General features: G+C 66.4%; 20 protein-coding genes and 1 tRNA gene. 16 read left to right on the top strand and 5 right to left on the bottom strand.

The window, feature by feature from the left end; translation table 11 throughout:
• Window positions 1-23: 23 nt before the first annotated feature.
• Window positions 24-803 carry a ParA family protein gene (locus tag EPD82_RS09525; protein WP_055424030.1) on the top strand — a complete coding sequence of 260 codons (780 nt, stop codon included), beginning with the start codon at window positions 24-26 and terminating at the stop codon, window positions 801-803.
• Here EPD82_RS09525 and EPD82_RS09530 read toward each other — a convergent pair.
• The gene (locus EPD82_RS09530) at window positions 800-2,989 is read right to left on the bottom strand and encodes a UvrD-helicase domain-containing protein (protein WP_141056532.1); all 2,190 of its coding nucleotides are present in this window, start codon (window positions 2,987-2,989) and stop codon (window positions 800-802) included. The two genes, EPD82_RS09525 and EPD82_RS09530, sit on opposite strands and share 4 nt — an antisense overlap.
• A gap of 290 nt (window positions 2,990-3,279) precedes the next feature.
• On the opposite strand from EPD82_RS09530, the gene EPD82_RS09535 reads away from it, so the two are divergent.
• Window positions 3,280-3,585 (top strand): hypothetical protein, encoded by a 306-nt coding sequence (locus EPD82_RS09535; protein ID WP_055424028.1) that lies wholly within the window; start codon window positions 3,280-3,282, stop codon window positions 3,583-3,585.
• 65 nt (window positions 3,586-3,650) lie between these two features.
• Here the strand turns inward: EPD82_RS09535 and EPD82_RS09540 are convergent, their stop codons facing one another.
• The gene (locus EPD82_RS09540) at window positions 3,651-4,697 is read right to left on the bottom strand and encodes an ABC transporter ATP-binding protein (protein WP_055424027.1); all 1,047 of its coding nucleotides are present in this window, start codon (window positions 4,695-4,697) and stop codon (window positions 3,651-3,653) included.
• Between the two features lie 68 nt (window positions 4,698-4,765).
• On the opposite strand from EPD82_RS09540, the gene EPD82_RS09545 reads away from it, so the two are divergent.
• On the top strand, window positions 4,766-6,490 hold the full coding sequence (locus EPD82_RS09545) for an ABC transporter permease (RefSeq protein WP_082438441.1): 1,725 nt from the start codon (window positions 4,766-4,768) through the stop codon (window positions 6,488-6,490).
• Here EPD82_RS09545 and EPD82_RS09550 read toward each other — a convergent pair.
• Complete coding sequence (locus EPD82_RS09550) at window positions 6,405-7,430, bottom strand: Fe(3+) ABC transporter substrate-binding protein (RefSeq protein ID WP_141056533.1); 1,026 nt, start codon at window positions 7,428-7,430, stop codon at window positions 6,405-6,407. The two genes, EPD82_RS09545 and EPD82_RS09550, sit on opposite strands and share 86 nt — an antisense overlap.
• 168 nt (window positions 7,431-7,598) lie before the next feature.
• Here EPD82_RS09550 and leuS point away from each other — a divergent pair, with 168 nt between their 5' ends.
• From leuS to EPD82_RS09580, 6 genes are all read left to right on the top strand, one after another.
• A complete protein-coding gene (gene leuS / locus EPD82_RS09555; protein WP_141056534.1) occupies window positions 7,599-10,211 on the top strand; it encodes a leucine--tRNA ligase in 2,613 nt (870 codons plus the stop codon).
• Between the two features lie 10 nt (window positions 10,212-10,221).
• Window positions 10,222-10,740, top strand: coding sequence for an LPS-assembly lipoprotein LptE (locus tag EPD82_RS09560; protein WP_141056535.1), 519 nt, complete (start codon window positions 10,222-10,224; stop codon window positions 10,738-10,740).
• Window positions 10,737-11,762 carry a DNA polymerase III subunit delta gene (holA, locus tag EPD82_RS09565; RefSeq protein ID WP_055424024.1) on the top strand — a complete coding sequence of 342 codons (1,026 nt, stop codon included), beginning with the start codon at window positions 10,737-10,739 and terminating at the stop codon, window positions 11,760-11,762. Before EPD82_RS09560 ends, holA begins: the two co-directional genes overlap by 4 nt.
• A gap of 25 nt (window positions 11,763-11,787) precedes the next feature.
• Entirely contained in the window at window positions 11,788-13,068 is a 1,281-nt protein-coding gene (locus EPD82_RS09570; protein ID WP_055424023.1) for a glutamate-5-semialdehyde dehydrogenase, read from the top strand.
• Window positions 13,032-13,982 (top strand): site-specific tyrosine recombinase XerD, encoded by a 951-nt coding sequence (xerD, locus tag EPD82_RS09575; RefSeq protein WP_082438438.1) that lies wholly within the window; start codon window positions 13,032-13,034, stop codon window positions 13,980-13,982. The genes EPD82_RS09570 and xerD overlap by 37 nt, the downstream gene beginning before the upstream one ends.
• 69 nt (window positions 13,983-14,051) lie before the next feature.
• On the top strand, window positions 14,052-14,375 hold the full coding sequence (locus EPD82_RS09580) for an H-NS histone family protein (RefSeq protein WP_072247973.1): 324 nt from the start codon (window positions 14,052-14,054) through the stop codon (window positions 14,373-14,375).
• Window positions 14,376-14,429: 54 nt separating this feature from the next.
• Here the strand turns inward: EPD82_RS09580 and EPD82_RS09585 are convergent, their stop codons facing one another.
• Window positions 14,430-14,786, bottom strand: a complete 357-nt coding sequence (locus tag EPD82_RS09585; RefSeq protein ID WP_055424021.1) for a dihydroneopterin aldolase — start codon at window positions 14,784-14,786, stop codon at window positions 14,430-14,432.
• An 80-nt stretch (window positions 14,787-14,866) separates the two neighbouring features.
• Here EPD82_RS09585 and plsY point away from each other — a divergent pair, with 80 nt between their 5' ends.
• A complete protein-coding gene (gene plsY, locus EPD82_RS09590; RefSeq protein ID WP_055424020.1) occupies window positions 14,867-15,490 on the top strand; it encodes a glycerol-3-phosphate 1-O-acyltransferase PlsY in 624 nt (207 codons plus the stop codon).
• Here the strand turns inward: plsY and tsaD are convergent.
• A complete protein-coding gene (tsaD, locus tag EPD82_RS09595; RefSeq protein WP_141056536.1) occupies window positions 15,481-16,500 on the bottom strand; it encodes a tRNA (adenosine(37)-N6)-threonylcarbamoyltransferase complex transferase subunit TsaD in 1,020 nt (339 codons plus the stop codon). The genes plsY and tsaD overlap by 10 nt on opposite strands.
• A gap of 129 nt (window positions 16,501-16,629) precedes the next feature.
• Here tsaD and rpsU point away from each other — a divergent pair, with 129 nt between their 5' ends.
• From rpsU to EPD82_RS09625, 6 genes are all read left to right on the top strand, one after another.
• A complete protein-coding gene (gene rpsU, locus EPD82_RS09600) occupies window positions 16,630-16,842 on the top strand; it encodes a 30S ribosomal protein S21 (protein WP_141056537.1) in 213 nt (70 codons plus the stop codon).
• Window positions 16,843-16,974: 132 nt separating this feature from the next.
• On the top strand, window positions 16,975-18,804 hold the full coding sequence (dnaG, locus tag EPD82_RS09605; RefSeq protein WP_055424018.1) for a DNA primase: 1,830 nt from the start codon (window positions 16,975-16,977) through the stop codon (window positions 18,802-18,804).
• A 105-nt stretch (window positions 18,805-18,909) separates the two neighbouring features.
• Window positions 18,910-20,946: an RNA polymerase sigma factor RpoD gene (gene rpoD / locus EPD82_RS09610; protein WP_055424017.1), complete on the top strand. Its 2,037-nt coding sequence runs from the start codon at window positions 18,910-18,912 to the stop codon at window positions 20,944-20,946.
• Window positions 20,947-21,010: 64 nt separating this feature from the next.
• Window positions 21,011-21,083, top strand: a tRNA-Ile gene (locus EPD82_RS09615).
• A gap of 232 nt (window positions 21,084-21,315) precedes the next feature.
• The gene (locus EPD82_RS09620; RefSeq protein ID WP_055424016.1) at window positions 21,316-21,573 is read left to right on the top strand and encodes a type II toxin-antitoxin system Phd/YefM family antitoxin; all 258 of its coding nucleotides are present in this window, start codon (window positions 21,316-21,318) and stop codon (window positions 21,571-21,573) included.
• Window positions 21,563-21,841, top strand: a complete 279-nt coding sequence (locus tag EPD82_RS09625) for a Txe/YoeB family addiction module toxin (protein ID WP_055424015.1) — start codon at window positions 21,563-21,565, stop codon at window positions 21,839-21,841. Before EPD82_RS09620 ends, EPD82_RS09625 begins: the two co-directional genes overlap by 11 nt.
• The last annotated feature ends 28 nt before the right edge of the window (window positions 21,842-21,869 follow it).

Raw genomic sequence — 21,869 nt, forward strand, 5'->3', positions numbered from 1 at the left:
GCCGACCTTCGGAGCCTTGCGTCATGATCACCGTCGTCTTCAACCAGAAAGGCGGGGTGGGGAAATCCACCATCACCGTCAATCTTGCCGCCATCGCCGCCCGGCGCGGGCTGCGCACCTTGGTGGTCGATCTCGACCCGCAGGCCAACACCACGCGCTACCTGCTGGGCGAGGCGGCCGAGAGCGCCGAACCGACGCTCGCCGAGTTTTTCGACCAGACGCTCAACTTCAAGCTCAACCCGCGGCGCACCGAGGAATTCGTCCTACCCACGGCGCACGAGAACCTCGCCCTGCTGGCGGGGCACGGGGCGCTCGAAGAGCTGCAGGGCAAACTCGAATCGCGCTACAAGATCTTCAAGCTGCGCGAGGCCCTGCGCGAGCTCGCGGCGCAGTTCGACCGCATCTATATCGACACGCCCCCGGCGCTCAACTTCTACACCCGCTCGGCGCTCATCGCCGCGCGCTGGTGCCTCATCCCCTACGACTGCGACGAATTCGCCCGCCGGGCGCTCCTGCAGCTCCTCGACACGCTCGAAGAAGTCCGCGCCGACCACAACCCGGAGCTGCAACTGGCGGGCATCGTGGTCAACCAGTTCCAGAGCCGCGCCACCTTGCCGCGCCAGGCAGTGGAAGCGCTCATCGACCAGGGGCTGCCGGTGCTCGAACCGTATCTGTCGAGCTCGGTCAAGGTGAAGGAATCACATCAGAAGAGCCTGCCGCTCGCCGCGCTCGAACCGGGGCACCGCCTGGCGCAGGAATTCGCCGCCCTCTTCGAGGCGATCGAGGCGCGCACCGCCGGCTAGAGCCGTTCGAGCGGCGCCACCGACAGCAGCAGCTGCTTGACGCCTACTTCGGGGCCAAACTTCACGCTCGCCTGCGCGTGCGCCCCGGCCCCTTCCACCGCCAGAATCACCCCTTCGCCGAACTTGGGATGGCGCACGCGCTCGCCGCTGCGCCAGCCGTTGGCTGCCCCGCTCGAGGACTGCGGCACGGCGGTCACGCGCGAGGGCGCCAAATCGCCTCCTTTCCGTTCCCGTCGCTTGGCGTTGAGCCACAGCAGCAGCTCCGGCGGAATCTCTTCGAGGAAGCGCGAAGGCTGATGGTATTCGGTCTGCCCGTGCAGCATGCGAATGTCGGACCAGGAGAGATAGAGTCGCTTCTTCGCGCGGGTGACCGCCACGTACATCAAGCGCCGCTCTTCTTCCACCCCGCCGTCGGCGTAGAGGCTGTTCTGGTGCGGGAAGAGCCCTTCCTCCAGCCCGGTGAGGAAGACGACGTCGAATTCCAGCCCCTTGGAGGCGTGCACCGTCATCAGCTGCACCGCCGTCTGCCCCGCCTCGGCCTGCTGTTCGCCGGATTCGAGCGCGGCATGCTGCAGGAAGAGGGCGAGCATCTCGTGTCCCTGCGCCTCGATCCCCTCGCTCGCCATCTGGGCGACGAAGTCGCTTGCCGCGCTCACCAGTTCGTCGAGGTTCTCCAGCCGGTCGCCCCCGTCGCGCTCGGCGGCGTAGTGCGTGCGCAGCCCCGAACCGGCGATCACCCGCTCGACGAGTTCCGGCAGTGGCACCTCGCGCGTCTGCTCGCGCAGGCGTTCGATGAGTTGCAGGAATCCTTGCAAGGCCGCACCCGGCCGGCCGGCGAGGCGCGTGGCCGCCGCGCTGATGTCGGTCTGCCCGTCACGCTGCGCCGCCAGAGCCTCCAGCGTGCGCGCCCCGATGCCGCGTGGCGGAAAATTCACCACCCGCAGGAAGGCCGTCTCGTCGTCGGGCAGCAAGAGCAGCCGCAGGTAGGCGAGCGCGTGCTTGATTTCGGCGCGGTCGAAGAAGCGCTGCCCACCATGAACTCGATAGGGAATGCCGGCCGCGAGCAGGGCATGCTCCAGCGCGCGCGACTGGGCGTTCGCCCGGTAGAGCACGGCGATTTCATCCGCCGAGACGCCCTCGCGCAGCAGATTGCCGATCTCCTCGGCCACGAAACGGGCCTCGGCGCCGTCCTCGGGTGCCTGAAACACGCGGATCGGCTCGCCCTCGTCCGCCTCGGTCCACAGGTTCTTGCCCAGACGCTCGCGGTTGTGGGCGATGATGGCGTTGGCCGCCGCAAGGATGTTGCCGTGCGAGCGGTAGTTGCGCTCCAGGCGGATCACCGCCTGCACGCGGAATTCCTGCTCGAAGCGCATCAGGTTGCGCGCGAGCGCCCCGCGAAAGCCGTAGATAGACTGGTCGTCGTCGCCCACGCAAAAGAGAAAGGCCCCGGCTTCGCCCGTGACCGGATCGGCGGCGAAGCGCTGCAGCCAGCGGTATTGCAGCGCGTTCGTGTCCTGGAATTCGTCGACCAGCACGTGCCGGAAGCGCGCGCGGTAATGCGCCCGCAGCGCCTCGTCGCGCGCGAGCAGCTCGTCGCTGCGCAGGAGCAACTCGGCGAAATCCACCACCCCCTCGCGCTGGCACTGCGCCTCGTACTCCTGCCACAGCGGCAGAAACCGCTCGGCGCGGCGCGACTCGGCCGCCACCTTGTCCGGGCGCAGCCCCTGCTCCTTGTGCGCGTTGATGAAGGAAAGCAGCTCGCGTGGCGGAGCGCTCTGCTCGGAGACGTTGAGCCGCTTGAGCAGGCGCTTGATGGCCGAGAGCTGGTCGGCCGTATCCAGGATCTGGAACATCTGCGGCAGGCCCGCGGCCTGGTGATGGATGCGCAGCAGGCGGTTCGCCAGCGCATGGAAGGTCCCCACCCACATGCGGCGCAAGCCCGGGCGCAGCGCTTCGGGCAAGAGCCCCGCCAGGCGCGAGGCCATCTCGCGCGCCGCTTTGTTGGTGAAGGTCACCGCCATGATCTCGTGCGGCCCCGCCTCGCCCGTCTCCAGCAGCCAGGCGATGCGGCTCGTGAGCACCCGGGTTTTTCCCGAGCCAGCACCGGCCAGGATGAGGGCGTGCTGCGGCGGCAGGGTCACCGCCGCGCGCTGTTCTGGATTGAGTCCCTGCAAGACCTCGTGCATCGTGCGTCCTCCGGCTCCGTGCCGGCGTTTTCTCCCGGCCCCGATTGTAACCTTCCTCGACGAAGGACGGCGGCAGGGAACTTTTGTTGCATCGCAACATCGAACGAGACGTCTCGTAAAAAAACCCGATTGAAATTTGGGCGGCCATGGATGCAAGACGTTGCGCGGGTGCAACAAAAAGTAAGTCGGACTTGCATTTCCCCGCCCGGATCACGATAATGCGAGCGTGTGTTGCGGCACAACATGCTGCGAAACGGAATCGCCGCCCACGAAGCGGCAAGGAACGAGCGATGAAAGCACCCAAACTCCTGCCCTGGTTTGCCAAGCAATATGGCCTGCCCGAAGAGCGCGCCCAGGCGCTGTGGGCTGAAGCCGTGCGCCGCGCCACGCTGGCCACCGGCTGGATCGGCTCCTCTCTCTACTGGCAAACCGCCTGGAACGAATTCCATCGACTCGCCGAAGCCGAGTCGCAGCGCCTGCACCCGATCACCAGCTGGCTGCGCTTGCAGCATCGCCTCATGACCATGCCCCTGCGCGCGGCCAGCGATCTGCTGCGCGCCAGCGAAAAAATACTCGAGCGCAGCCGCGCCGCCTGACCGAATCTTGTCTCCCTCCCTCTCCATCTCGATGGAGTTCACGCCCGCCCCGTGCGGGCGTTTTTTTATCCGGCGAAGGCGCGGAAATTCCCCCGACGCACCGCCACCCCCACCGTCTCGCTCGGAAGCGGAGCCTCCTCTGCCAAAGCGAAGACGTCTTCGCCGGAAGACAGCCGCAGCGTGAGGCGGCACTGCGCCCCGCGAAAAAGGACATCCACCACGCGCGCGCGCACCGGTGAAGCGGCCTCCAGCCGCACGTCTTCCGGCCGCAGCAGCACTTCCACGTTGCCCTGCCCCGCCGTGGCCTCTCCTTCGCCGGCGAAGCGCACCGGCAGGCGACCCAGGGCGGTCTCGACCTCCCCTTCCCCCGCGAGGCGCCCGCGCAGGAAAACCCCCTCGCCGACGAACTGCGCGGCGTGGCGCGTGGCCGGCGTACGATAGAGCGCCTCGGGGCTGCCCCACTGCTCGATGCGCCCTTCGTGCATCAGGCCGACGGCGTCGGCCATGGCGAAGGCCTCGTGCTGGTCGTGGGTCACCACCAGCGCCGTCATGCCGCGCTCGCGCAACAACGCCCGCACCTCGTGCGCCAGGCGCGCGCGCAGCGCCTCGTCGAGGCTGGAGAAAGGTTCGTCGAGCAACAGCAGCGCCGGCTGCGGCGCCAGCGCCCGGGCAAGCGCCGCCCGCTGTTGCTGCCCGCCCGAGAGCTGATGTGGCCAGGCATTGGCCCAGGCGCTCAAGCCCACCACCTCCAGCATCTCCGCCACCCGCCGCGCCCGCTCGCGCCGGTCCAGCCCCTGCAGGCCGAAAGCGACGTTCTGGGCGATGGTGAGGTGCGGAAAGAGGGCGTGATCCTGGAATACCATGCCGATGCGGCGTCGCTGCGGTGGCACCACCAGGCCCGGACGGGTCACGGGCCGGCCATCGAGGAAAATGTCGCCGCGCTGGGGCGCTTCGAACCCGGCCACGCAGCGCAGCACCGTCGTCTTGCCGCAGCCGCTGGCGCCGAGCAGCACCCCAATCGTGCCTGCCGGCAAAGACAGCGACAAATCACGCACCACGGGGTGCGCGCCGTAGGCGTGATGCAAGCCGCGAATTTCCAGAGCCGCCGACACCTTCAACCTTCCTCGCTTAAAATAGATCGATTCTCATTATAATGTATGATTCGATGTATGGGACGATCATGCGCCGGTCCTTCTCTTTCCTGACTCTGCTCGCCACCCTCTTGGCCCTGCTCGCGGTGGTGCCGCTGGCGAGCGTGCTCGCGCAGCTGCTGCAGCCGAGCACGGGCGAGATCTGGGCCCATCTCCTGCGCACCGTCTTGCCCGAATACCTCGCCAACACCGGCTGGATCGCGCTGGGCGTGGCGCTGGGCACGGTGGCCGTGGGCGTGAGCTGCGCCTGGCTTACCGCCGCGCACGAGTTTCCCGGGCGACGCCTGCTGGAGTGGGCGCTGATCCTGCCGTTCGCCATGCCGGCCTACGTGATGGCCTACGCCTACACCGATTTTTTGCAGGTGAGCGGTGCGCTGCAAAGCGCGCTGCGCGAGCTCACCGGCTGGGGCGTGCGGGAGTACTGGTTTCCGCCCATCCGCTCGCTGGGCGGCGCCGTGGCCATCCTCGTGCTCGCGCTCTACCCTTACGTTTACCTGCTCACGCGCACGGCATTCCTCGAGCGAAGCGCCGCCATGCACGAAGCCGCCCGTACCCTCGGGGCCTCTCCCTGGCGCACTTTTTGGCGGGTGAGCCTGCCGCTCGCCCGTCCAGCGATCGCCGCCGGCACGGCGCTTGCGCTCATGGAGGCGCTCGCCGACTACGGCACCGTGGCCTATTTCGGCATTCCGACCTTCACCACGGGCATTTTTCGCACCTGGTATTCCCTGGGAGACCGGGTGGCGGCGGCCCAGCTTGCCGCGATGCTCGTGGGTTTCGTGCTGGTCTTGCTGTGGCTGGAACAGACCAGCCGGCGGCGGGCGAAGTTCGACGGCGGCAGGCATCACGCCGCTGCGCCGCGCACGCGGCTTGCCGGCTGGCGCGCGGCGCTGGCCACCTGCGTGTGCGCCCTGCCGGCGATACTGGGCTTCCTGCTGCCGGCCGTGCTGCTGCTGACGATGAGCCTGCGCGAGCCCTTGGCGGCCGTCGATCCGCGGTTCTGGCGTGCCGCCGGCAACAGCCTGCTGCTTGCTGGCCTAACGGCGCTGCTCGCCGTTGCCCTGGCGCTTCTTTTCGCCTACCACGCGCGGCTCAATCCATCAGCGCTCGCGCGGCTACTCAACCGGCTCGTGGGGCTGGGCTACGCCCTGCCGGGCGTGGTCATCGCCGTGGGCGTGCTGCTGCCCGCGGCTGCGCTCGACAACCTGCTCGCCGCCCAGCTGCGCGCGCTCTTCGGCTGGTCGGTGGGTTTGCTCATCACCGGCAGCATCGCCGGCCTCGTCTATGCCTATCTCGTGCGTTTTCTCGCCACGGCGCTGCACACGGTGGAAGCGGGTCTCGCGAAGATCCGCCCGGCGCTGGACGAGGCCGCCCGCACGCTGGGCAGCGGCCCCTGGCGCACCCTCGCGCACATCCACGCGCCACTTCTGACGAAAAGCCTGCTCACCGCCGCCCTGCTCGTGTTCGTCGACGTGATGAAGGAGCTGCCGGCCACGCTGGTGATGCGCCCTTTCAATTTCGACACGCTCGCCACCCGGGTCCATACGCTCGCGGCCGACGAGCGGCTGGCCGAGCTGGGGCTGCCGGCGCTCACCCTCGTGCTCGTCGCGCTCGGGCCCGTGCTGCTGCTCGCGCGCCAGATCGCCCGGCACGGCCGGGCCGACCGCCGCCTCAGCGCCAGCCTACCTCGTCGAAGATCTTCTGCGCCAGCGGCTGGTTCTTGCCCAGCACCGCCACCGGCAGGGGATCGATCTTGAATTCGCCCAGCGAGGCGAGCACGCGGTTGCGATAGGCCACCCCGGGTACCGTGGGCCATTCGTTGTTACCCACCGCGAAATAGCCCTGCGCCTCGTCGCTCGCCAGATACTCGAGGAAGCGGATCGCGGCCTCCTTGTGCGGCGCGGTGCGTACCACCCCAGCTCCGGAAACGTTCACGTGGGTACCGTTGCCGTCCTGGTCGGGCCACACCAGCCCCACTTTGCGCACGAGGTTCATGTCCTCGGGCTTGTCGGAGGCAAGCAAGCGCGCGTAATAGTAATGATTGACCAGCGCCACGTCGCACTCGCCAGCGGCCACCGCCTTGATCTGGTCGGTGTCGGAACCCTGCGGCGGGCGGGCCATGTTGTCCTTCACGCCCTGCGCCCAGGCGCGCGCCTTCTCCTCCCCCCAGTGCTCGATGAGCGCCGCGAGCAGCGAGAGGTTATAGACGTTGCCCGAAGAGCGCACGCACACGCGCCCTTTCCATTTGGGATCGGCCAGATCGGCGTAGTTCTTAATCTCGTCGCGCGAGGTGGCCGCCTTGTTGTAGACGATGACGCGCGCACGATAGGAGAACCCGAACCACTTCCCTTCCGGATGGCGGAAATGCGCCGGGATACGCGCTTCCAGCTGCTCCGAGCGCACGGGCGCGAACAGCCCCATCTGCTCGGCGCGCCACAGCCGCCCGGCATCGACCGTGATGAGCACGTCGGCCGGGCTGTTCTCCCCCTCGGCGCGGATGCGCTCGATGAGCGGGTCTTCCTGCCCCTCGACCAGATTCACCTTGATGCCGGTGGCGGCGGTGAAATTCTCGTAGAGGCGGGTGTCGGTGGGATAGTGGCGCGTCGAATAGACGTTGACCACCGATTCTTCGGCCCGCAGCCCCGGGGCGAAGAGCATCGCCGTCAGCACCGCCATCGTCGTGACCGTTTTTTTCATACGTCCTCCGTGAGTACATAGTTCAAATGATAATTAATATCTTTTCGATTATACACAAAGAACGACGTCCGCAAGCCCTGCCCTCCCCTGCGGCTCACGGTGCTTTTGCCCCGACCCCGCCAAACCGGCTATACTTTCTTTTTCGTTCGCGCCATCCACCATCCCATCATGCAAGAAAAATACGATCCGCTGGCCGTCGAGCGTGCCGCTCAGCACTACTGGGACGAACGCCAGAGCTTCAAGGCGGTCGAAGACTCCTCACGTCCAAAGTACTACTGTCTGTCCATGTTCCCCTACCCCTCAGGGAAACTGCACATGGGGCACGTGCGCAACTACTCCATCGGCGACGTGCTCGCCCGTTACCACCGCATGCGCGGCTACAACGTGCTCCAGCCCATGGGTTGGGACGCCTTCGGCATGCCGGCCGAAAATGCCGCCATCCAGAACGGCATTCCCCCGGCGCAGTGGACCTACAGCAACATCGCCTACATGAAGCGCCAGCTGCAGCGGTTGGGTTTCGGCATCGACTGGTCGCGCGAATTCGCCACCTGCCGATCCGAGTACTACCGCTGGGAGCAGTGGGTCTTCCGCCGCCTGTATGAAAAGGGGCTCATCTACCGCAAGCTCGGGCTGGTGAACTGGGATCCGGTCGATCAGACGGTGCTCGCCAACGAGCAGGTGATCGACGGGCGCGGCTGGCGCTCCGGGGCGCTGGTGGAGAAGCGCGAGATCCCCATGTACTACATGCGCATCACCGCCTACGCCGACGAGCTGCTCGACGCCCTGAACGACCTTCCCGGCTGGCCCGAGCAGGTCAAGCGCATGCAGGCCAACTGGATCGGGCGCTCGGAAGGCGCCGAGGTCGTCTTCCCCTACGATGAAGCGAGCGTCGGCCAGGCAGGAAGCCTGCGCGTCTTCACCACCCGCGTCGACACCCTCTATGGCGCCACCTACGTGGCCGTGGCCGCCGAACATCCGCTGGCGCTCACCGCCGCCCAGCGCGACCCCGAATTGGCCGCCTTCATCGAAGAGTGCCGGCGCGGGGCCGTGGCCGAGGCCGAGATCGCCACGATGGAGAAGAAAGGCCGCCCCACCGGCTTCTACGTGCTGCACCCCCTCACCGGGGAAAAACTCCCCGTGTGGGTGGCCAACTACGTGCTGATGGGCTACGGCGAGGGCGCGGTGATGGCCGTGCCGGCCCACGACGAGCGTGACTTCGCCTTCGCCCAGAAGTACGGCCTGCCGATCAAGCAGGTAATCCGTCCGGCGGGGAAAGACCTCGACGTCGACCCGCAGGGCCCCTGGCGTGAAGACTACGCCGAGCTCGGCCTCCTCGTCGCCTCCGGCCCCTACACCGGCATGCGCTCGGAAGAAGCCAAGGAAGCGATCACCGCGGCGCTCGCCGAAAAAGGGCTCGGCGCCAAACGCGTGCAGTACCGCCTGCGCGACTGGGGCATCTCGCGCCAGCGCTACTGGGGCTGCCCCATCCCCATCGTGCACTGCGACGATTGCGGCGACGTGCCGGTGCCCGACGAACAGCTGCCGGTGGTGCTGCCAGAGCACGTCGCCCTCACCGGCCGCGGCTCGCCGCTCGCGCAGATGCCCGAATTCTACGAGACCACCTGTCCGCGCTGCGGCAAGCCCGCCCGGCGCGAAACCGACACGATGGACACCTTCGTCGAGTCGAGCTGGTACTTCCTGCGCTTTTGCTGCGCCGACAACCACCAGGCCATGCTCGATGAGCGGGTCCAATACTGGATGCCGGTCGATCAGTACATCGGCGGCATCGAGCACGCCATCCTGCACCTGCTCTATTCCCGCTTCTTCACCCGGGCGCTGCGCGACCTGGGCCTCGTCGGCTTCTCCGAACCCTTCACGCGACTCCTCACCCAAGGGATGGTGGTGGCCGAGACCTACTACCGCCTCACGGTCGAGGGCAGGAAAGAGTGGATCAACCCGGCCGACGTGCTCGTCGAGCGCGACCCCAAAGGGCGCATCGTCGCCGCCCGGCTCAAGACCGACGGCCAGCCGGTGCACATCGGTGGCATCGAAAAGATGTCGAAGTCCAAGAACAACGGTGTCGATCCGCAAGCGCTCATCGACCGCTACGGCGCCGACACGGCGCGCTTCTTCATCATCTTCGCCGCGCCGCCCGAAGCGCAGCTCGAATGGTCCGACTCCGGCGTCGAGGGTGCCCACCGCTTCCTGCGCCGCGTCTGGGCCTTCGGCCACAAGTACCGCCGTGAGCTGCAGCCGCTGCTTCCCTCGGCCCCCGCCGTGAGCGCGCTTCCCGCCTCCTTGGCTGCCGCCCGCTGCGAGCTGCACACCATCCTGCAGCAGGCCAACCACGACATGGGCAAACAGCAGCTCAATACCGTCGCCTCGGCCACGATGAAGATGCTCAACGTCCTCGAACGCCTGCCCGAGGCCGAGCCGGCTGCTCGAGCGCGACTCGCCGAAGAAGGGCTCTCCCTCCTGCTGCGCGTGCTCGCCCCCATCGCACCGCACCTCGTGCACGTGCTGTGGCGCGAATGCGGCTTCGGCGAAGACGTGCTCGACGCCCCCTGGCCCGAACCGGATCCGGCGGCGTTGCAGCGCAGCGAAGTCGAGCTCGTGCTGCAGGTGAATGGCAAGACCCGCGGCAAGATCGTGGTGCCGGCCGAAGCCGACCAAGCGGCGATCGAAGCGGCGGCGCTGCAGGCAGCAGCGCATCACCTCGAAGGACGCACGCCCAAGCGCGTCGTCGTCGTCCCCGGTCGCCTCGTCAATCTCGTGGTGTGAGGAAATCCCGATGGCCGAGCCTTCGCTTCGTTCCGTCTCCCGGCGCCGCCTGCTGCTCGCCGCCGCAGGATTGACGCTCGCCGGCTGCGGCTTTCGGCCTCGTGGCATGGCCGGGCTCGGCGCGCCCACGGTGCAGATCAACAACGTCCCGCGCACCAGTCCGCTGGGGCGGGCGATCGCCCGGCGCCTTGCCGGCAGCGAAACGCGCTGGGTCGAGCCGCCCGAAGCAGCCGAGCTGCGCCTCGACATCCTCTCCTACCGCGAAGAGCGCGACATCCTCTCGCTCACTCCCGACGGCAAGGTGCGGGAATACCTGATCCGGGCGTCCCTGCGTTTCCGCGTGCTCGACAAGGAAGGGCAGGAGCTCCTCCCCGCTACCGAGCTCAGCGCCGAGCGCGACTACAGCTACGACGACAATCTGATCACTGCACGGGAAAAAGAGGAGATGCTCCTCTACGACGACATGCGCCAGCAGCTCGTCGACCAGATGTTCCTCATGATCGGCCGCACGATCGCCAGCCGTAAATGAAGCTGCCCCTCGCGCGACTTGCCCGCCACCTCGAACGCCAAACGCTGGAGCCCGTGTGGGCGGTCTACGGCGACGAGCCGCTGCTCGTGCTGGAAGCCGCCGACGCCATCCGCGCCCGCGCCCGTGCGCTCGGTTTCGAAGAGCGGCTCGTCTTCGTCGCCGAGGCCAATTTCTCCTGGGAACGACTCAGCCAGGAAGCCGACAGCCTCTCGCTCTTTGCCGCTCGCCGCCTCCTCGAACTGCGCCTGCCGCAAGGCAAGCCCGGCACGGAAGGTTCCTCCTGGCTCGCCGAACGGGCAAAGGCTCCGTTGCCCGAGACGATCCTCCTCATCACACTCGGTGCGCTCGACTGGCAGGCACGCAAAAGTTCCTGGTTCGCCGCCCTCGAGCAACACGCCGTGGTCGTGGAGGCAAACACCCCGCCGCGCGAGCAACTTCCCCAGTGGTGGCGCGAGCGCCTCGCCCGCCAGGAACAGAGCGCCTCGCCCGAACTGCTGCACCTGCTCGCCGAACGCACGGAAGGCAATCTCCTCGCCGCGCGTCAGGAGCTGGAAAAACTCGCCCTGCTCTTCCCCGAGGGGCCGCTGCCGGAAGCAGAAGTGCGCGCCGTCGTCTTCGACCTCGCCCGCTACGACCCCGAGGCACTGCGCCAGGCCGTGCTCGAAGGCGACGCGCTGCGCGCCCTGCGCCTGCTGCGCACCCTCATGGCAGAGGGCTGCGCCGCCCCGCTCATCGTCTGGGCGATCGCTTCGGCCCTGCGCCTCATCGCCCTCGCCCAGGAAGCGCTCGCACGCGGCGCGCCGCTCGAAGCCTTCTTTCGCCAGGAACGCGTCTTCCGCCCCGAAGAAAAACGTACCATCGAACACAGCGCCCGCAGGCTCCCGCCCTTGCGCACCGCGCTCATCGTCTGCGCCCGGCTCGACCGCATCGCCAAGGGCGCCGAGACCGGTGACTTCGCCCTGGAAGCCGAGCGACTCCTCCTCTCCCTGAGCGCGGCCCCGCCCCGCGGCCGCGCTGCCTGATCCCATTCGACCACCGGAGTACGCCATGACGGAACTCGACCGCTACCTCGCCGACCTCGGCCGCGCCGCCCGCCAGGCCGCGCGCGCCATGGCCAAAGCCTCGACTCAGGCGAAGAACGCCGCCCTCCTTGCCGCGGCCGAAACGCTGCGGCGCCAGCGCGACGACGTGCTCGCCGCCAACGCCGCCGATCTCGCCGCCGCCCGCGAGGCGGGACTCTCCCCCGCGCTCATCGACCGCCTCACCCTGAGCGAGAAAGGGCTGGAGACGATGGCCAAAGGCGTGGCCCAGGTCGCGGCGCTGCCCGATCCCGTGGGCGAGATCGACGAAGTCAAGCGCCGCCCCAGCGGCATCCAGGTCGGCAAGATGCGCGTGCCCCTGGGCGTGATCGGCATCATCTACGAAGCGCGCCCCAACGTCACGGCCGATGCCGCCGCCTTGTGCCTCAAGTCCGGTAACGCCGCCATCCTGCGCGGCGGCAAGGAAGCCCTGCAGAGCAACCAGGCGATCGCCCGCTGCATCCGCGCCGGGCTCGAAGCCGCCGGACTGCCGCTTGCCGCGGTGCAGCTCGTCCAGACCACCGAACGCGCGCTCGTCCCCCGGCTCGTCGCCTCACCCGAAGTGGTCGACGTCATCGTCCCGCGCGGCGGCAAGGGGTTGATCGAAGCGGTGATGAAAGACGCCCGCGTGCCGGTCATCAAGCACCTCGACGGCAACTGCCACGTCTACGTACACGCCGCCGCCGACCCGGCCAAGGTGCTCCCCATCGTCGAAAACGCCAAGACGCACCGCTACGGCGTGTGCAACGCCGCCGAGACGCTGCTGATCGACGAAGCGGTGGCCGAGCGCCATCTCCCCGAGATCGGACGCATGTTCACCGGGCACGGCGTCGAAATGCGCTGCTGCCCGCGCGCGCTCACCCTGCTGCAGCGCCACGGCCTGCCCGCGGCGCTCCTCAAAGCCGCCACCGAGGAAGACTGGCGCGAAGAATACCTCGCCCCCATCATCGCCATCCGCGTCGTTGCCGACCTCGACGAGGCGATCGAGCACATCGAACGCTACGGTTCGCATCACACCGACGCCATCCTCACCGAAGACTACGCCGCCGCGATGCGCTTCCTGCGCGAAGTCGACTCCGCCTCGGTGATGGTCAACGCCTCCACGCGCTTCGCCGACGGTTTCGAATACGGGCTCGGCGCCGAGATCGGCATCTCCACCGACAAGATCCACGCCCGCGGCCCGGTCGGGCTCGAGGGGCTCACCAGCCAGAAATGGATCGTGCTCGGCCAAGGCGAGATCCGGCGCTGAACGAGACGGCCGAGCCCCTCGCGCCGGCGCTGGAAGCCTCGCTCGACGCCTTCGTGCAGACTCTTTGGCTCGAAGAAGGGCTCGCGCCGGCCACCCTCGCCGCCTACCGCAGCGACCTCAGCCAGTTTTTCCTCTGGGCCCAGCGCGCCGGGCTCGACCCGCGCGCCGCGGGCAGCGCCGAGCTCCTCTCCTATCTCGCCGACTTCAGCCGCCGCAACAAGGCCACCAGCCAGCGGCGGCTGCTCGCGAGCTGGCGGCGCTACTACCACTGGCTGCTGCGTGAAGGCGCCATCGCCCGCGACCCCACCGCCACCCTGCAGCCGCCGCTGCTGCCGCCGCGTCGCCCCAAGACGCTCACCGAAATAGACGTGGAGCGCCTGCTTGCCGCCCCCGACGTCACCACGCCGCTCGGGCTTCGCGACAAAGCCATGCTCGAAGTGCTCTACGCCACGGGACTGCGCGTGAGCGAACTCGTGGGCTTGCAGACGCACCAGATCGAGCGCAACGAAGGCTGGCTGCGCGTGCTCGGCAAAGGCAACAAAGAGCGGCTCGTTCCTCTGGGTGAAGAAGCCGCCTCCTGGCTCGAACGCTATTGGCAGGAAGCGCGCCCCGTGCTTCTCAATGGAAAGCGGGAAGAGACCCTTTTCCTCAACCGCCACGGCCAAGCCATGACGCGGCAACGCTGCTGGCAGATCATCAAGGAACATGCGCTTCGCTGCGGCATTGCCCCAGAACGCCTCTCCCCCCATACCCTGCGCCACGCCTTTGCCACCCATTTGCTCGATCACGGCGCCGACCTTCGCGCCGTGCAATTGCTCCTGGGGCACGCCGATATTTCCACCACCCAAATCTATACCCACATCGCCCGAGCCCGTCTGGAAGCCCTTTATCGCCAGCATCATCCCAGAGCATGAAAAGAGCCCTTTCCAAGAACGAAATATTGGCTATAATAGCGGCTTCATCCACTCCATTTGAAAAACATCATGGATCTCACCTCGCTCACGATCGAAGAACTCGAACAGCTCAAGAAAGACATCGACCACGAATTCGAACGGCGCCGCCGCGAAGCCCGGGCCCAATTCAAAGCCCGAGTCACCCAGCTCGCCAAAGAAATGGGCATCTCGCTGGACGAAGCCCTGGGGCTTCTGAAAGGAGAAAAAAAGGAACGGGATTCCGGCAAAAAACCGCCCAAATACCGCCACCCCGAAAATCCCAACATCACCTGGAACGGCCACGGCCGCGCGCCCAAATGGTTCACCGAGTGGACAAATTCCGGCCGTTCCGCCGAAGAACTCGAAATCAAATGATCGCCTGAAGCGCTCGATCCGCCGGCTCCCGCCGGCGGTTTTTCTTTCTGCTTTTCACCCCACATCCCGCCTCCGTTCCAAGAGGATTCCCACGTTCTTCACCTCCGGGCGCACGCCAATCTTGGCGATCTTCACGCGTACCCAGGAAGCGTCGAATTCGGCAAAAAGCATCCCAACCAGATGCTCCCCCAGCCGCTCGAGCAAACGGAAATGCCGTCCGGCAAGCTCCTCCTTCACCCGGTCGATCACGCGGGCGTAATCGATCGTCGTCGCCAACTCATCGCCTCGCCCGGCCTCGGGCGGAATGCCCAGACTCAAGTCGATCGTCAAGGACTGCGGCGCCACCTGCTCGCGCGCATACACCCCCACCCGCGCCTCTACCCGCAGCCCCTCGATGAAGATACTGTCCATCTTTCCTTCCTTCTTCGCCGTTGCAACGCCCCCGTCAAAGCTGGGGTAAACTAAGATACTTTCCTCCGGATCATCGCACGATGCCCAAGATCCTGCTTCTCGTCCTGATGGGCTACGCGATCGGCTCGATTCCCTTCGCCATCCTCGCAAGCCGCCTCTTTCGCCTGCCCGATCCGCGCTCCTACGGCTCGGGCAACCCCGGCGCCACCAACGTGCTGCGCAGCGGCCACAAGGCCGCGGCGCTCTTCACGCTCGCAGGCGACGCCGCCAAAGGCTGGTTCGCCGTCTGGCTCGTGCATCGGCTGGGCGCGGACGTCACGGTCGCCGCGCTCGCCGGGCTCGCCGCCTTCCTCGGGCACGTCTACAGCCTCTTCCTGCGCTTTCGCGGCGGCAAGGGCGTCGCCACGGCGCTGGGCGTCCTCGCCGGCCTGCAGCCGGCACTCGCGCTTGCCGTGGCCGGCATCTGGCTCGTCGTCGCCTTCGTCACCCGCTACTCGTCGCTCGCCGCCCTCACTGCCGCTGCCGGGGCCCCTTTCCTCGCCCTGCTGCTCGACCTACCCCGTGAAGTCATCCTCGTCATCGCTGCCATGTCGGCCGTCCTCTTCTGGCGACACCGACGCAACATCCGCCAGCTGCTCAACGGCACCGAACCCAAATTCGGCCGCGGACGGCCCCAACGCAAGCCCCCGGCCGATCACCCCTGACGAAGCCCCTCCAGCGCCCAGCGCGGACGCACCTCGATGCGACGGTCCCATTTCACCTCTGCCCCCGCTTCCAGCCGCAGCGCCGCCGCAAAAGCGATCATCGCCCCGTTGTCGGTGCATAGCGCCACGTCCGGATAGAACACCGCAAACCCCTGTTTCGCGCCGGCCTCGGCCAGCATTTCGCGCAGACGGCGATTCGCCCCGACCCCGCCGGCCACGACCACGCGCCTCAAACCCGCCGCGCGCACGGCCGCCACCGTCTTCGTCACCAGCACCTCCACCACCGCCTCCTGGAAAGCAGCCGCCAGATCCGCCGCATACTCCGCTCGCCAGTCGGGCGAACCCACTTTCAGCGCCACTGCGGTCTTCAGGCCGCTGAAGCTGAAGTCCAGCGTCGGCGCATGCAGCAAGGGGCGCGGCAAGGCAAAGCGCGTGGGATCTCCCCGTTCGGCGAGCGCCGCCAACGCCGGCCCGCCCGGATAGCCCAGACCCAACAGCTTCGCCGTCTTGTCGAACGCCTCTCCGGCCGCATCGTCGATTGTCTCGCCCAGCAGGCGGTAATCCCCCACCGCCTCGACGGCCATCAACTGCGTATGCCCGCCCGAGACGAGCAAGGCGAGAAACGGGAACTCCGGCCGCGGCTCGGTCAGAAGCGGCGAGAGCAGATGCCCTTCGAGATGGTGCACCGGCAACGTCGGCTTGTTCAGGGCCAATGCCAGGCTCTCCGCGAAACTCGCCCCCACCAGCAGGGCCCCCGCCAATCCTGGCCCGGCCGTATAGGCGATCACGTCGAGCTCCGTCCAATCCATGCGCCCATCGGCCATCACCTCGCGCACCAGCGCCGGCAAGCGCCGCACGTGATCCCGCGACGCCAATTCCGGCACGACGCCCCCGTAGGTCGCATGCATCTGCGCCTGCGTATGCAGGCGATGCGCGAGCAAGCCTCGCTCCGTCTCATAGAGCGCCACGCCCGTTTCGTCGCATGAAGATTCGATCCCGAGAATACGCACGCCACGTCCTTGCGCAAAAACGGAAATTGTACCTTCGGGCGTCTCGAATGACCAAAACCGCCTTGCCAGCCATCTGCTCAACCTCTATAATGCGAGTTTTCGTATCATCCATTCGAATCGAGGATCGAGATGCCCGGTATCCGCGTCAAAGAAAACGAACCCGTTGAAGTCGCCGTGCGCCGCTTCAAGCGCACGGTCGAAAAAGCTGGTGTCCTCACCGAGCTGCGCAAACGCGAGTTCTATGAAAAGCCCACCGCCGAGCGCAAGCGCAAGCGCGCCGCCGCGATCAAGCGCTATCAAAAGCGCCTGCGCAGCCAAATGTTGCCGCCCAAGATGTATTGATGGAATTCAGGCTGGGGCGGCGCTGCGCGTCAGCCCCTGTTTCGCCTCTGCTGCCGTGACCCGCTCCCTCGTCCGGCACCGTCCTCATCCAAGAACGCCGATCGCCCGACGTCTGACGTTGGTCGTCCGGCCATGATCCCGCGCGACTTCATCGACGAGCTGCTCGCCCGCGTCGACCTGGTCGACGTCGTCGGCAAGCGCCTCAAGCTCAAGAAATCCGGCGCCAACTACTTCGCCTGCTGCCCCTTCCACGGCGAAAAAACGCCCTCCTTCTCCGTCTCGCCCGCCCGGCAGTTCTACCACTGCTTCGGCTGCGGCGCGCACGGCACCGCCATCACCTTCCTCATGGAATACGAAGGGCTGGGCTTCGTCGAGGCGGTGGAAGCACTCGCTGCCGAAACGGGAATGCAGGTGCCGCGCGCCCAAGGCACACTCTCCGCCGCCGAAGCCGCACAGCAAAAAAGCGAGCGCCAGCTCCTGCTGGAAGCGCACGCCAAAGCGGCCGACTTCTACCGCCGCAGCCTCGAGCGCAGCCCCAAAGCCCGCGCCTACCTCGAACAGCGTGGCATCCTTCCCGCCACCGCCGAGCGTTTCGGCCTGGGCTACGCCCCGCCCGAATGGCAGGCACTCTCTGCCGTCTTCCCCCACTACGGCGAGCCGCTGCTTGAAAAAGCCGGCCTCGTCATCGCCAACCCCGACAGCGGCAAACGCTACGACCGCTTCCGCGACCGTCTCATCTTCCCCATTCACGACCGGCAGGGGAAGATCATCGCCTTCGGCGGGCGCAGCCTCGACGGCGGCGAACCGAAGTACCTCAACTCCCCCGAGACCCCCCTCTTCGAGAAAGGCCGCACGCTCTACGGCCTGGCGCTCGCACGCGACGGGATCCGCGAGGCGGGCTTTGCCCTGGTCACCGAAGGCTACGTCGACGTCATCATGCTCGCCCAGCACGGCCTCACCAACGCCGTCGCGGCGCTGGGCACCGCCACCACCGGCGAGCACGTGCGCACGCTGCTCGCACTCACCGACCACGTCGTCTTCTGTTTCGATGGCGACGAAGCCGGCCGCCGCGCCGCCTGGCGCGCCCTGGAAAACTCCCTCGAAGCGCTCAAGGACGACAGCCGCCTGCGTTTCGTCTTCCTCCCTCCCGAACACGACCCCGACAGCTTCGTGCGCGCGAACGGCGCCGACGCCTTCCGTGCCCTCATCGCCGACGCGGCCAAACCGCTCACCACGTACCTCTTCGACGAACTCACGCGGGACGAAGACCTGCACACCGCCGAAGGACGCGCCCGGCTCGCCCACCTCGCCAAGCCGCTGATCGCCAAAATCCGCGCCCCCATGCTGCGTCTGCAGCTAGAAAAGGAACTTGCCGATCGCACCGGGCTCGCCATCGAAACCCTGCACGAGTGGATTCCGCCCGCAGAAGCCGCCCCCCCTTCCTCGCCCCGGGCGGCACCGCCGCGCCGCGCCCGCCCGCCCGCCCGCCGCGCCCCTCTGCCGCTCGCCGCGCTGCTGCTGCGGCTACTCATCGCCCATCCGCTGCTCGCCGCCCGGCTCCCGGTCGAACTCCTGCCACTCGACGAGCCCGAACCCGAATGGCGCGCCTGCGCCGCGCTCATCGACGCCATCGAAGTCGGCACGCTCGATGCGAGCGCCACCCCCGCCATCCTCGTCGAGCACTTCCGCAGCAGCGAGCATGGCGAAGCATTCTCCCGCCACGCCGCGGCGCTCCTCGAAGAAACGCACTCCTGGGAAGACGCCGAATCCACCCTGAACGACGTCGTACACACCCTGCGCCGCCGCCGCCTCGAGCGCGAGATCGATTCCCTCATCGCCCTCGGCCGCCAGCGCAAGCTCACGCCAGAGGAAACCCTGCGCATCGGCGAACTTTTGCGCGAGAAAGCCCGTCTCACCCCCGTCGGCACCTTGGGTACGCTTCCCGCTCCCCAACCTCCCTAGAAGCGACGCCGGGTGTCGAAGCTGCTATAACAAAAAAGCAAGCCGCCCGATGTGCGGCGAGTCGTTTATAATCGTTGGTTTTTCCGGGAAAAACACGCTGCTGCCATGGCTCAAACTCCCAAGAATTCCCTCAAGCGCAAATCCTCCAAGCGCGCCAATCCCAAGGCCGAGAGCGCCTTCATCGAAGCGGTGGCCGCCAATCATTCTCCGGCCGACGCCGAAAAGCGCCGCACCCAGATCAAAGCGCTCATCGCGCTGGGCAAGGAACGCGGCTACCTTACCTACGCCGAGATCAACGACCATCTGCCCGACGACATCGTCGACTCCGAGCAGATCGAAGGCATCATCACCACCTTCAACAACCTCGGCATCCAGGTCTTCGAAGAAGCCCCCGCGCCCGAAGAGCTGCTCATGGCCGAAGCCCCTGCCGTGGGCGGTGCGGATGACGACATCGAAGAAGAAGCCGAGCAGGCGCTCTCCTCGGTCGACTCCGAATTCGGCCGCACCACCGACCCCGTGCGCATGTACATGCGCGAAATGGGCTCGGTCGAGCTGCTCACGCGCGAAGGCGAGATCGAGATCGCCAAACGCATCGAAGAAGGCCTGAAGAACATGGTGCAGGCCATCGCCGCCTGCCCCCTCACCATCGCGCACATGATCGAGACCATCGGCAAGATCGAGCGCGACGAAATCCGCATCGACGAAGTCGTCGACGGCCTCATCGACCATGAAGATCTCGCGCCGCTTGCCGAAGAAGACAGCGAAGCCGAAGCGGCCGCGACCGACGTCGACCTCGATGCCCTCGCAGAAGACGAAGCGGAAGTCGACGAAGAAGCCGCCGAAGACGGCGAAACCGAAGCCCAAGGGGATCTGGACGACGAAAGCGACGAAGACCGCGCCGCCCGCATCCAGGCCGCCAACCTCGCCGAGCTCAAACGCGGCGCCATGCAGCACTTCGAGCGCATGCGCAGCCTCTACGCCGAGCTCGACCGCGCGCTCGAAGCCTACGGCAGCGAAGATCCGCGCTACACCGCGCTGCGCGACCAGATCGCCGGCGAACTGCTGCACATCCGCTTCACCGCCCGCTACATCGAACAACTGTGCGACGTCATCCGTAGCATGATCGAACAGGTGCGCCAGCACGAACGGGCGGTCTCGAAGCTGTGCACCGAGATCGGCACCATGCCGCGGGACTACTTCATCAAGGTCTTCCCCGAGCACGAAACCGACCTCGACTGGATCACCCGCGAGATCGAAGCCGGCAAACCCTGGTCCGAGTCGATGGTCAAAATCTACCCTTCCGTACTCGAAGAGCAGAACCGCATCCGCGAGATCGAACAACGCGCCCGCATTCCGCTCAAGGAACTCAAGGACATCAACAAACGCATGTCCATGGGCGAAGCCAAGATGCGCGCCGCCAAGCGCGAGATGATCGAAGCCAACCTGCGCCTCGTCATCTCGATCGCCAAGAAATACACCAACCGCGGCCTGCAGTTCCTCGACCTCATCCAGGAAGGCAACATCGGCCTGATGAAAGCCGTCGACAAATTCGAATACCGCCGTGGCTACAAATTCTCCACCTACGCCACCTGGTGGATCCGGCAGGCCATCACCCGCTCGATCGCCGATCAGGCCCGCACCATCCGCATCCCGGTGCACATGATCGAGACCATCAACAAGATGAACCGCATCAGCCGCCAGATCCTGCAGGAGACGGGCGAAGAGCCCGACGCCGCCGAACTCGCGCGCCGCATGGAGATGCCCGAAGAAAAGATCCGCAAGATCCGCAAGATCGCCAAGGAACCGATCTCCATGGAGACGCCCATCGGCGACGACGAGGATTCGCATCTGGGCGAATTCATCGAGGACACCTCCGTGCTCGCCCCGGTCGATGCCGCGCTCATCGCCGACCTGCGCGAAGCCACGCGCGAAGTGCTCGAAACGCTCAACCCGCGCGAAGCCAAGGTGCTGCGCATGCGCTTCGGCATCGAGATGAACACCGACCACACCCTCGAAGAAGTCGGGCGGCAATTCGACGTCACCCGCGAGCGCATCCGCCAGATCGAAGCCAAAGCCCTGCGCAAACTGCGCCACCCCACCCGCTCCGAGCGCCTGCGCAGCTTCCTCGACAACGAAGTCTGAAGCCTCTCACCGCCTCGGCCCCGCCCTCTGGGCGGGGCTTTTTCATGCGATAATCTTCGCTGCTGGGCCCATAGCTCAACGGTTAGAGCAGCGGACTCATAATCCGTTGGTTGCTGGTTCGAATCCAGCTGGGCCCATCAAGAAAATCAATAAGTTACTGCTTCGTCGTCATACTCGAAAATCTGCCGCGTACGTGCAGTGTACCTCTCGGGTAGGGAGAGGACGGTTGAACCCATGGTTCGCTTCGATCACACCCGCTGCCACCTCGTACCGCACCATCCTCCCGTTATGAGCCCACCCTCTTGCACGCATGCACGCAATGCGTTATAGTTGTACAGTAAATCGCACAATAGAAGCAGGGCTCTCGTCATGCGCGTAGTGAATTTCTCTGAGGCACGAAACAACCTTAAAAAGGTGATCGATCAGGTCATCGACGATGCCGACTACACGGTCATCACACGCCGGGATGCCCCCGATGCGGTGGTGATGTCGCTGGACACATTCAACGGCCTGATGGAAACTGTCCATCTGCTGAAATCGCCTGCCAATGCGGCACACCTGGCCCGCTCGATTGAGCAGTACCGCCAGGGACAGGTGAAGCAGCAGGACCTGGTCGATGCCCAGTGAAGACAAGCTACTGAAGCTCACCTGGACCCTGGCCGCCTGGGAGGATTACGAATACTGGCAAAGCCAGGACCGCAAGACGCTCAAGCGCATCAATGCCCTGATCAAGGACTGCCTGCGCCACCCATTCGAAGGCATCGGCAAACCCGAACCTCTCAAGGAAACCCTTTCGGGCTTCTGGTCGCGGCGCATTGACGATACCCACCGGCTGGTCTACTGCGTGGATGCGCAGGCCCTGGTAGTGATTGCTTGTCGTTACCACTACCAGTAACCAAGTAAACCAAAACACCCACTTATTG

The sequence above is a fragment of the Tepidiphilus succinatimandens genome, assembly GCF_006503695.1.
GTDB lineage: Bacteria > Pseudomonadota > Gammaproteobacteria > Burkholderiales > Rhodocyclaceae > Tepidiphilus > Tepidiphilus succinatimandens.